The sequence below is a fragment of the Pontibacter pamirensis genome (genome assembly GCF_010015475.1).
Lineage (GTDB): Bacteria > Bacteroidota > Bacteroidia > Cytophagales > Hymenobacteraceae > Pontibacter > Pontibacter pamirensis.
The window spans coordinates 44,392-55,803 of sequence record NZ_SSNI01000005.1 but is presented as its reverse complement, the minus strand read 5'-3'; the positions used below and the strand labels follow the sequence as shown (position 1 = coordinate 55,803).

Annotated in this window: 9 protein-coding genes; 1 reads left to right on the top strand and 8 read right to left on the bottom strand. The window is 47.5% G+C overall.

Features of this window, described 5'->3' with window-relative positions; all coding sequences use genetic code 11:
- Window positions 1–188 precede the first annotated feature (188 nt).
- Window positions 189–944 (top strand): VIT1/CCC1 transporter family protein, encoded by a 756-nt coding sequence (locus E1919_RS06485; RefSeq protein WP_162052544.1) that lies wholly within the window; start codon window positions 189–191, stop codon window positions 942–944.
- A gap of 52 nt (window positions 945–996) precedes the next feature.
- Here the strand turns inward: E1919_RS06485 and E1919_RS06480 are convergent, their stop codons facing one another.
- From E1919_RS06480 to E1919_RS06450, 8 genes are all read right to left on the bottom strand, one after another.
- Window positions 997–3,168 carry a xanthine dehydrogenase family protein molybdopterin-binding subunit gene (locus tag E1919_RS06480; protein ID WP_162052543.1) on the bottom strand — a complete coding sequence of 724 codons (2,172 nt, stop codon included), beginning with the start codon at window positions 3,166–3,168 and terminating at the stop codon, window positions 997–999.
- A 12-nt stretch (window positions 3,169–3,180) separates the two neighbouring features.
- Window positions 3,181–3,630 (bottom strand): (2Fe-2S)-binding protein, encoded by a 450-nt coding sequence (locus E1919_RS06475; protein WP_162052542.1) that lies wholly within the window; start codon window positions 3,628–3,630, stop codon window positions 3,181–3,183.
- A 228-nt stretch (window positions 3,631–3,858) separates the two neighbouring features.
- Window positions 3,859–7,245: a sensor histidine kinase gene (locus tag E1919_RS06470; protein WP_162052541.1), complete on the bottom strand. Its 3,387-nt coding sequence runs from the start codon at window positions 7,243–7,245 to the stop codon at window positions 3,859–3,861.
- A 432-nt stretch (window positions 7,246–7,677) separates the two neighbouring features.
- A complete protein-coding gene (locus E1919_RS27505) occupies window positions 7,678–7,980 on the bottom strand; it encodes a hypothetical protein (protein ID WP_237144060.1) in 303 nt (100 codons plus the stop codon).
- 41 nt (window positions 7,981–8,021) lie between these two features.
- Window positions 8,022–8,144: a hypothetical protein gene (locus E1919_RS27900; RefSeq protein ID WP_262888699.1), complete on the bottom strand. Its 123-nt coding sequence runs from the start codon at window positions 8,142–8,144 to the stop codon at window positions 8,022–8,024.
- Window positions 8,145–8,507: 363 nt separating this feature from the next.
- Complete coding sequence (locus E1919_RS06460) at window positions 8,508–9,569, bottom strand: response regulator (protein WP_162052540.1); 1,062 nt, start codon at window positions 9,567–9,569, stop codon at window positions 8,508–8,510.
- The gene (locus E1919_RS06455; protein ID WP_162052539.1) at window positions 9,566–10,798 is read right to left on the bottom strand and encodes a hybrid sensor histidine kinase/response regulator; all 1,233 of its coding nucleotides are present in this window, start codon (window positions 10,796–10,798) and stop codon (window positions 9,566–9,568) included. Before E1919_RS06455 ends, E1919_RS06460 begins: the two co-directional genes overlap by 4 nt.
- 159 nt (window positions 10,799–10,957) lie before the next feature.
- Complete coding sequence (locus E1919_RS06450; protein WP_162052538.1) at window positions 10,958–11,404, bottom strand: response regulator; 447 nt, start codon at window positions 11,402–11,404, stop codon at window positions 10,958–10,960.
- Window positions 11,405–11,412 lie beyond the last annotated feature (8 nt).

The window sequence follows — 11,412 nt, the reverse complement described above, 5'->3', positions numbered from 1 at the left end:
TTAGTGTAAAGCTATTCTGCAACAACTTACACTCTCTATTATCGGCTATCAGCATTCAGATACTTTTTTGTTCAGACATGTCTGTAGTGCATTGTTTTCTGGTAGCAAGATCTACATAAATGTTTTGACTCCAGAGGAAAAGCACCCTAAGTTCCACCTCAGTCTGTGTTCCTCAATGTATACCCATCATGAAAGTTGACTTACGGCAACAACTTAAAGCTTCGCATACACCCGAAAAGATACGGCAGCGCCTGGCGCAGGGGCAATCGCACAGTTACCTGAGAGACTTTGTCTATGGCGCAGTAGATGGAGCCGTTACCACCTTTGCCGTGGTGTCGGGTGTAGTGGGTGCTGATTTAGCGACCCACATCATCATTATCATGGGAATGGCCAACCTTGTAGCGGATGGCTTTAGTATGGCCGTGAGCAATTTCCTGGGTATCCGGTCTGAGAAACAGCTGCTGGAGAAAGCCCGCTTAGAAGAGAAACGCCATATAGAGGCATACCCTGAAGGTGAAAAAGAAGAAATACGGCAGATTTACACCAACAAAGGTTTCAGTGGGGACATCCTGGAGGAGGCCGTTCAAATCATCACCGCAAACAAGAAGCAATGGGCAAACACGATGCTGCAGGAGGAGTATGATTTGCCACTGAACCAAGTAATGGCCTGGCGGGCAGCGCTGGCCACTTTTACAGCTTTCCTCCTGGTGGGATTCATACCCATAGCTCCTTTTCTATGGAATTACCTTTCGCAGTATCCATTCACAAACCCCTTCCTGTGGAGCAGTATTGGAACAGGGGGTGCCTTTTTTGCGATAGGTGCTATTAAAAGCCGGTTTGTAGATAAGCTCTGGTACCTGTCTGGCTTAGAAACTCTGGTACTGGGAGGTGCCGCAGCCTCGCTTGCCTACCTCATAGGAGATCTCCTGAAGGGCCTGGCATAGCATTATCAGAAGTATGGACGCTCTTAAACATCCTGGCGAGCGACCTCTCACTTTATGGAGCACCTAAGTTAGCTTTCAGCCCATCAGGCACCAAAGGCAAAGTCTTTAACCGCACGCCTGTTGCATCGGCAATGGCATTCCGGATGGCAGGCGCTATCCCGACGATGGGCGCTTCTCCGGCTCCGGCGGAAGGCAAATCTTTCCTGTTGAGGGTGATGATCTCAATAGCTGGCGTGTCTTTAAAGCGCGGCACCCTGTACTGGGCGAAGTGCGGGTTCAGGATCTTACCGTTCTCAAAATCCACGGCTTCAAATAAGGCTCCTCCTAGGCCCTGAACAATGGCACCTAGGATCTGGTTATCGAGGTGCTCCGGGTTAATGATGGCTCCGCACTCAAAGGCAGTCGTTATACGGACAATTTTTACATCTCCGGTTCCGGGGTCTACAGCTATTTCGGCACAGGTTGCGGTGAAGCCTGCTTTTTCGGTTCCGCCTCCTATGCCGTAGCCATGGTTCGGGGCGGGCTTCGTCTTTCCCCAGCCGAAGCCTTTTGCCGCGGCTTCAAAAACAGCTTTCAGCCGAGGTTCCTGCAGGTTTTTCAGCCGGAACTCCAGCGGGTCCATATTCACCAGGCTCGCCAGATCATCCATCTGCGATTCCAGCACAAATATGTTCGCCGTAGAGGCCAGCCCCCGGTAAGAGCCCTGATATAGCGGCGACTCCACCGGGTGATACTGTATCTGCTGGTTGGGCACCTCGTAAGGCGTCCGTATACCGGAAGGACCTGAATTGTAGTTATGGAACTCCCAGGAAGTTAAGATACCATCGTTCTTTACACCGCTGCTCACTTCTATTACACCTGCTGGGCGGAAATATGCCCAGGTAAATTCCTCTTCACGGGTCCAGGTGAGCTTGACTGGTTTTTGTGCTGCCTTTGCCAGCCGTGCCGCCTCCACGGCTGCTTCCCCGCTGTGTTTACCACCGTAAGCTGATCCGGTATCAGGCATTATCACCCGCACCTTTTCTTTTGGTAAATTAAACTTGCTGGCCAGATCATCCTGCACCCCAAACGGGCGCTGCGTGCCAGTCCAGACGGTCAGTTTACCGTTCTCCCATTGTGCCACAGCAGCACGCGGCTCCATAGGGGCATGGGCAATGTAATCCACTTTATAGGTAGCTGCCAGCTTTTTGTCAGCTGCTGCCATACCTTGTGCTATGCTGCCTTTCTCAGCACTGCCTCTTCCTCCGCGCCCATCAGTAGCATGCTGCTTCAGGTAATCAAAAATATTGGAGCGGGAGGGCTGCTGTGTTTTGTTCCAGCTTACCTCTATCGCTTCAATTGCCTTAGCAGCTGTTGGCGCGTCAGGAGCAGCAACGCCTATAAAATCATCTTCCTGCACCACTACCACACCAGGCATTGCTTTGGCAGCAGACAGATCCACGGTGGCAAGGCTTGCTCCAAAAGCGGGAGCACGCAACACCTTTCCGTAAAGCATGCCAGGCTGTTTTAAATCGGAAACGAATTTGTGGCGGCCGGTAATCAAATCTCTCCCGTTCACTTTAGGCACTGATGTACCGGCAACTCTCCATTTCTCAGTGGGAGTTAAAGAAGTGTTATCAGATATTTCTTTCAATAACTGCTTTCCTTTAGAAATCTGCCCGAAGCTTAGCGACTTATTGTTTTTTGTATTGATGACTTTCCCATCAGCAACCCGAAGCGCACTTATATTTACCTTCCATTGCTCTGCTGCCATATCGAGTAACATGGCTTGGGCTGTAGCGGCAGCTTTTCTTAGCTGCGGCCCCATACTCGGTGTGGATCGGCTGCCAAAAGTACCGGCATCATATGGTGTGAGATCGGTATCACCCATGACCATAGTAATAGAGGCCATCGGCACATGAAGCTCCTCGGCCACCACCTGGGCCAGCGAGGTGCGGATGTTCTGCCCTACTTCTACTTTACCAGTATACACCGTAATCACATCGTTCTCCCCGATATGAATCCAGGCCCCTACTTCCTTCGGCGATGCCTGTTGCAGTACAGCAGTATTCTCTGGGTCAGCCAAAAAAGCAAAGGCATCCTGCAGCACAAAAGTTACAGCGATACCACCGCCTAAGAGCTTAAAGAACCTGCGCCTGCTGCTGCTAAACTGGTTGCCGTTATCCGGCGAAGGCTGGCTTTGCTCCTGATTTGATTTTATATCTGTGTCCGTTTCTTTTTTCATTGCCTTACCTGCTTATGCGTTCGAAGCTTCTTTTATGGCCCTGACGATACGGGGGTATGTTCCGCAGCGGCAGACGTTGCCATTCATATGCGCCACAATCTCCTCCTCAGACGGCTGGGGATTAGTCTCCAGTAAGGCCACAGCAGACATGATCATGCCCGGCGCACAATACCCGCACTGGAAAACATCCACATTCAGCAAGGCTTCCTGCACAGGGTGTAACTGCCCTTCTTTCTCCAGCCCTTCTATCGTAGTAATTTGCTTTCCCTGAGTTGCACTGAGGGGCACACGGCAAGAGCGAACTGCTTTGCCGTCCATTAAGACGGTGCAGGCGCCACATTGTCCTTCCCCGCAACCATACTTGCTGCCCGTCAGGTCCAGTTCATCGCGCAGCACATAGAGCAGGCTTGTTTCAGACCAGGCACTGACGGTATGTTTTATGCCATTGACTTGAAGCTCCATAATTTTCAGAGATAAGGTGGGTATACACTCAATTTAGGAAATTCAGAAGGAAAAGGAAAGAATTTCCATTGGTAATCTACCCCTTATACATCGAAACCTGCCTGCACAGCAGCTTAAGCGGCTTCCTTGCAGAAGTTATACCCTTTAGTAACTCTAAAGTAGAGCAACTCAAAACAACAGGCAGAACGACAGGAATAGCCTTATTGCTCACTTCATCACATCAGGAATTTATAAAGCTACTGGGCTTGGTGCCGCGATCACAGAGACAGGCAGGTGAATAATAAACTCTGTATACTCCCCTTCTACTGATTCAACATACATTTCTCCACCGTGGCCTTTGGTGATAATATCGTAGGAAAGAGAGAGCCCCAGACCGGTTCCATGGCCAGAGGGCTTGGTGGTGAAGAAAGGCTGAAACACTTTTTTTTTCACTCCCTCTGTCATTCCTCCGCCATTGTCTCTTATTCTTATCTCCACACACTGTTCTTTACGGCTTGTACTTACCGCCACTTTGGGTGTATAGTCACCACCTACAGTCTTCATCTTTTGCTGCACAGCATAGAAGGCATTGTTAAACAGGTTAAGCAAAACGCGGCCTAGTTCCTGCGGCACTACTACTACATTATTGAGCCTGTTACCAAAATCTTTCTGCAACGTGGCGTTAAAGGTTTTATCTTTTGCCCGCAGGCCATGGTAAGATAGCTGCATGTACTCTTCAGCCAAAGCATTTATATCAGTGGGTTCTTTCTGGCCGCTGCTGGTGCGGGAGTGTTGCAGCATACCTTTCACTATTCTATCGGCCCGCTGCCCGTGCAGCTTTATCTTGTCCAGGTTCTGTTTAATGGTATCCGCAATAGCTTTTGCTTCGTTTATCTCCCCGGTTTCAAACTCATGCTGTAGTTCTTCGGCCAGTTCGGAGCTCACCTCAGCAAAGTTGTTTATAAAATTCAGGGGGTTCTGAATTTCGTGGGCAATACCTGCCGTTAGCTCACCAAGCGAAGCGAGCTTTTCCTGCTGTACAAGTTGTGCCTGCGTCCTTTTCAGTTCTTTATAGGCTTTTGAAATTTCACGGGCCTGGGCCAGTTCTCGTTCTCTGGCCCGGTGCCTTTCTATTCTGATAAGCCGCTGACGCTGTGAACGGTTAAAATTCACAACAAACCCCAGCAACATGACGCCATAGATGGCATAGGCCCACCACGTGTTCCAGAAAGGCGGTTTCACTCTTACGGCAATAGCTTTCTCAGCCCACACATCATCACTATTCGAGGCTCTTACACGGAACCTGTATTTACCAGGCGGCACGTTGTAATAAGAAGCGACACGCTCTGTTTTGGAACTACGCCAGTCGTGGTCATAATTCTCCAGCTTATACAAATATTTGTTCTGCTCCGGATTGATAAAATGTATACCCGTGAAGGCAAAGGAAAAAACATTCTGTTCAGGGCCAAACTCTATTGCACTGATGTCACTCAAGGGAGCTTTAAGAGGGCTTTTTTCACCAGGTAAAACAGGCTTGTCGAACAGGCGCAGCCCTGTAAGCGTTACAAGCGGCGGATGCCTGTTCGGATGCCACTGTTGCGGGAAGAAAGCGTAGTATCCGTTGTTGTTTCCAAAATAGAGTTTACCACCACGATCTTTATAAGCTGCCTGAAAAGCCAGGGATGCCGACGAAATACCATACGGTTCGCTTAGTAAAAGCACATTATTCCTGTCTTTGTTGAGCTTCAGCAGCCCTTCATTAGAACTAAACCAAAGATTTTGCTGGTCATCTTCCAGGATGTCCTTTATTCGGACTATGTCTTCACTCTGATTTAAATTGAAAGGTATGAAAACATCGGCCGTCCGCTTGTAGTAATATATACCGGAGGATTCAGTAGCAACCCAGATAATATCCTGAGAGTCTTTGAAAATCTTCGCAATGTTGTTCCCCAACAGGTATTTTTTTGAAGTTCCGCTTTGAACGTCATACCGGTTGATGCCCCCTGCAAACCGGGTTCCTAACCACAGAAATCCTCTGCTGTCTTCCAGAATTGACGTGATACTATTATGGCTGATGCTTGCAGGATTGTTGGGGTCGTGCTGATGGTGCGTGAAAGTGCCTTTTGCCCTGTCCATTTTGTCAAGACCGAACCCAGTAGCTATCCAAAAGTTCTTCTGGCTGTCTTCCAGCATCGCGTAGATTGGCCCGGCGCTTAGGCTGGCAGGGTCCTTTTCATCATGCTGATAACGCGTAAACCGCTCGGTGTAAGGATTATATTTACTGATCTCTCCACTGGCGCCTCCTAACCAAATTGAACCTTCCCTGTCTTTATAAATGGTAAAGACTGTATCACTGCTTATACTTGCCAAATCTGAGGCCATTTGCAGATAGCGCTTGAAAAGGCCCCTTTTCAGGTTTTCCCTTAACAGGCCCTTCGAGGTTCCGATGAGCATAAAACCTGCGGGGTCCTCAAAAAAACTGTATACTTCGGAACCGGTTTCGATATGCGGAATACGGTGGCGGTGAGGGTCAAGCCGGAACAGGTTGCCATTGGCAGTTCCAAACCAGAGGCCTCCTTCCCTGGAGCTATAAGCAGCCCAAATGTTGTTATCATCTAAACCGGCAGCATTCCGCGCATTCTTCCTGTGCTGTGTTACTTTTCCTGTCTTAGGGTTATACCAGTTTAAGCCGCTGTCGTAGGTCCCAATCCAGATAGCTCCGGCATGATCTTCGTGAATGATGTTAATGCCATCATTCTGCTTTTCTTTGTCGATGTAAGGGCGGCTTAGTTTCTCCGGGTGCTGCGCATCATAAGGGAAGCGTGTGAAAGTACCTTTCTCCCGGTCCATCTGGTGCAGGCCATCTCCGAAGGTACCCACCCAAAATATACCACGGCTGTCTTCATAGATAGCCCTCACCCAGTTACTGGCAAGCGTTTCGGGGTTAGAAATATCGTGCAGGAAACGTTCAAAAGTGCCGGTTTTTGAGTTGAAGCGGTTCAAGCCCCCTTCTCCCGGCTTTGACTCCCAGGGGCTGCCTGTTCCTACCCATATAGTGCCTTGCCGGTCCTGGTAAATCGCCCTGACCTTGTTATCGCTTATACTTCCTGGATCAGCTGCATTATGCTGGTAGCGGGTAAATGTGCCCGTTTCAGGATGAAATAAATTCATGCCTCTATGCGTGCCTACCCATATGTTCCCCTCCCTGTCCTCCAATAGGGAGGTAACTAAGTCATCGCTCAGGCTTTTTGGGTCCTTTGGGTCATGCCGGAAATGGGTGAACTTCCCTGTTTTGGGATTAAACCTGTCTAACCCGTTCGCCCATACTCCTATCCAGAGTATGCCCTTGCGATCGGCCAGAATACACTCCAGGCGGTTATCTGCCAAAGAGTTTTTGTTGTACCGGTTGTTGATATAGGTAACCTGCTTATAACCATCATACCGATGCAGGCCGGAGTGGGTAGCCAACCATAGGAACCCCTCCTTATCCTGGGTAATGCCGGCAATAAGGCCTGTCCCGTTTTCGCGGGACAGTGGAACCTTAACAAAGGTCAGGTCCTGCGCCTGCAGATAACCTGGAGATGCTGCACATAAAACTAAAACCAGAAAAACGATGTGGTTTAAAAGATGCTGCATATTCGTCTTATATACAATCTGTCTCAAAACATTCCTTCTCATCCAAAAGCAACCTAAAAATCGGGCTTCATGTAGATATAGTCCAGTTTGCCCTACTTTACAGTCACACCATACCAAGAATTAAAGATCGACCTGATATCGGCAGGCAAGTTCATGTTCCCTTTTCCGCCGAATCAGTTTTAATGACAATTTTTAAACACATTGAGCTACTGAAGTTAATCATATTAGTTTAATTTATTATGTAAATTATTACAATTTTGAGTATAAAAATTTATTTAATCATCATTATCAATAGTTTTTCCATGTTTACGCTCTTAGCTTGAGTATAAAAAATAAATAGAGTCGCCTAAACAGTGTTTAAGCGACTCTATGATAGCATCTTAAGGAAACAGCTTACGTCTTATCTCGTGCTGAACCTTTTATTAGTCTACCTTATTTTTTGCTTTTTTTCTTCTTCTTATCTTTCTTTTTCTTCTTGCCAGGTTCAGCTTCTTTCATGGCATCGTATACAGCCCCTGCAGCACAGGCATACACCGCGTGGTGTAACAAATCAATAGCTATTTGCTTGGCCGACCACTCCGTTATCGGCTTTGCCGCATTATTGGCAGGCAGCATGATCTGAGCAGTTCCCCAGATAGCACCAAAGTGAATTACGGAAGCCCGTACACCTCTTATGTCAGCCAAATTAAGAGCACTGCGGGCTACTCCCCAACCGGTACCATAGCCGAAATGCATTAGCTGCTCAAACTGCTCCTTATTCGACTCTACCTCCTTTTTTAGTTCGTCAGGGGCTTCGTCTTTTCTTTCTCAAGTTCGACTTTTCCTCTTGGCGCTACACCTAAGGCTTTGCCACCTACTTTAGCCGGTGCATCGCTCATGCTCCTCTTGGTGATACTCATTTCTATCATTTGAGATTGTAATGGCAGCAGTGCCGGCAAAACCAGCAATCAGCCCTTTACCTAGAATACCGCCTCCTTTGGCGAATGCCGCAAAAGAATCAGACTTAGTTGACATATCGTATTGCTTGGATAAGATAAGTACAGATGAGTGGCTCCTTGTTATACGAAGAGTCTGTTAAGAGCACCGCAATTGTTTCTGATTAGTTTGGCCTCAACCGTATAGCAATTTACCTCGCAGCATACAGGCGCTACAACATACTGAGTAATAACAGAAGCGCCCCAAACGAAATTCGCTTGAGGCGCTTTAAAAAATTTAAAAGGTTCTATTACTTAACATAATAAGCGCACTACTAATAAAAATAGCTAGTTGCGCATGCGCCTAAGCTTTTCTCCATTCAATATGCTGATTTTACTTCCCTGGCTATCGATGAGCTTCTCGTCTTTGAAGTCGGCTAGCGTACGGATAACGGTCTCCTTGGAGGCACCTACTATGTTGGCTAAATCCTCTCGTGAAATTACAACCTGCGATATTTTGTCCGGATCATTGGCATACTGTTTCTCAACAAAAAGCAACGCTTCGGCCACACGTTTGCGCACTGAATTATATGCCAGCTTTAACAGGCGTTCTTCTCTTTCAGCTAAGTTATCAGACAGTATTTTAATGAATTTATTTGCTACCAGGCGGTTGTTGTGCAGGAGCAGGAAAAAGTCTTCTTTGGAGATGATGTAAATCTCAGAGTCTTCCATCACCATGGCCGATTCACGGTAGGCTTTGTCCTCTATCAGGTCAAGGTAGCCGATAAAGTCACCGTCTTTGTAAAGGTTGGTGATGTACTCTCGCCCTTCTTCGTTTGATTTATATGTCTTTACCTTTCCCTTGTTCAGGAAGTACAGCGCGTTGGGATAATTGCCCTCTGAAAACAGGGGCTGCTTTTTCTTATAGAGCTGAAGCTTCTGTTTATCTGTTGTCAGCTTTTCAAGATTCTCCTGCCCTTTCGCCTCCTGTATAAACTCATTCAGACCTTCCGCATCTTTACTGAATCCTGCTTTCAGAGCCTCGTTCTTCTTGAGGCGCATCTCCACCGCATCAAGCAGTTCCAGATCATCGAAAGGCTTTACCAGGTAATCGTCTGCACCCAAGTTCATCCCTTTTCTGAAGTCTTCTTTCTCCGATTTAGCCGTGAGGAAAATAAATGGAATACTTGCCGTTGCGGTGTTGCTTCCCAACATGCGCAATACGCCATAGCCATCTAACTGCGGCATCATAATGTCGCAGATAATCAGGTCCGGAATTTCCTTTTTCGCCGCTTCAACCCCTACTTTGCCGTTATCGGCCTCTAACACATCATAATTGGCAAGAGCCAGTATCTCGGCTATGTTTTCCCGGATTTCCTGGTTGTCTTCTATCAGCAATATCTTTTTCATGGTTCGGTGGTTTGTGGAAGTGTAATGGTAAAGGTGGTGCCCTGGTCTAACTCGCTCTCATAACTTAAAGCTCCACCCATTATGTCTGCATACTTTTTAACAATATTCAGTCCTAAGCCTGTCCCCTGGATGTTCGTCACGTTCTGCGCCCGGAAGAAAGGCGTAAACAAGTGTGCTTTATCAGCATTAGGTATACCTATACCCTCGTCCTGCACTGTAATAATAATTTCACCTCCTGTGATAGTAGATGTGAAATGAACCTGCTGGTGCTCCGCGGAATATTTACTGGCATTGGAAAGCAGGTTAAATAAAATATTCCGTAGCAACTGCTTATCGACACAAACAGTTGTCTGGCTGCTGTTATGCTGATAATGGATTTGCTGCCCTAACTTCAGTACGCCTTGGGCCTCCTCCACTACTTGCATGGCAAAGTTTTTCAGATCAAAAACAGTTGGCACATTATAGATTTTGCCCTCCTCAATCCGGCTGATGGATAGAAAGTCGTTCAGGATGCCCGTCAGGTTACTGACGGCTGATTTTATCCTGTCCACGTGCTTTATTCGTTTATCATCATCTTCGGTCGTTTTGTACTTTCCGATGAGCGAGGCCGATGAAAGCACTGTGCTTAAGGGAGTACGAAACTCGTGGGAGGCGATGGTCACGAACCTTGACTTGAGTTCATGCAGCTCTTTTTCTTTCTGAAGGGCCTTCCGCACCTCCTGCTCCGCTTCGTAGAGGCTCCTGTTGGTACGCTCCAGCTTCTGTATGGCTGTGCCCAATTCCTGTGTGCGTTCTTTTACGCGCTGCTCCAGCTCTGTATTCAGACGCTGGATAACAGCCAGGCTTTTAGCATGTTCGATACTGTAGCGGATAGAGCGCTCCAGTTCATTCGGACTGATGGTGCCCTTTACAAGGTAGTCGAGCGCACCAGCGCGCATGGCTTTCTCATCTGTTTCCCGATCGCTCTGGCCCGTGAGCAGAATGAAAGGTGCGGAACAGCCCTCCTTTACAGCTCTTGTAATCAGTTCCAGGCCATCATGGGCACCCAAACGGTAATCAACCAGATAGATATTATGCCGTTTCTCCTCTACTATCTTCAGCGCATCATGGAAAGAAGACGTCCACTCGAGCAGGTAATGACGCCCAGGAATATCATCGATAATATCCCTGGTGATGATGTAATCATCCTCGTCATCATCTATCAGCAGTATGCGCGTTTTATCTGGCATGTTTAATTTTTGACAAAAGATTTCAAGATGAAGGACAAAGGATACAGGATAAAAGGCTAAGCAATACCATTGAAAGTAACTATGGCAGCGTTTACCGCATATAAGCTTTCACTATAGCCTGCGCTTTTCTTTTGTCCTTCATCCTTTATCCCGCTTTCTCTACAGTTTCGGCAATTCCACAATCTCAAACCAGTATTTGCTGAGCGTCTTCATCACATCCACGAGCGAGGCAAAAGTTACGGGCTTGGTGATAAAAGAGCTGACACCCAGGTTATAGGTTCTGAGAATGTCTTCCTCTGCTTTGGAAGTGGTGAGTACCACCACCGGAATCAGGCGCAGATGCTCATCCTCTTTTATTTCTTTAAGCGCTTCCCGGCCATCCTTTTTTGGCATGTTGAGATCCAGCAAGATCAAACCCGGCGTGGGGTATTTCGTTTTGTCGTTGAACTTACCGCGGTGGTGCAGGTAGTCCATCAGTTCTTCCCCGTTTTCCACAAAATGGACGTTATTTTTTAACCTGCTTTCCTCCAGCGCATCCCCGACCAGCATACGGTCTTCGGCATCGTCGTCGGCAATAAGTATGATAATCGATTTCTTGTCTGACATTTCCGTGT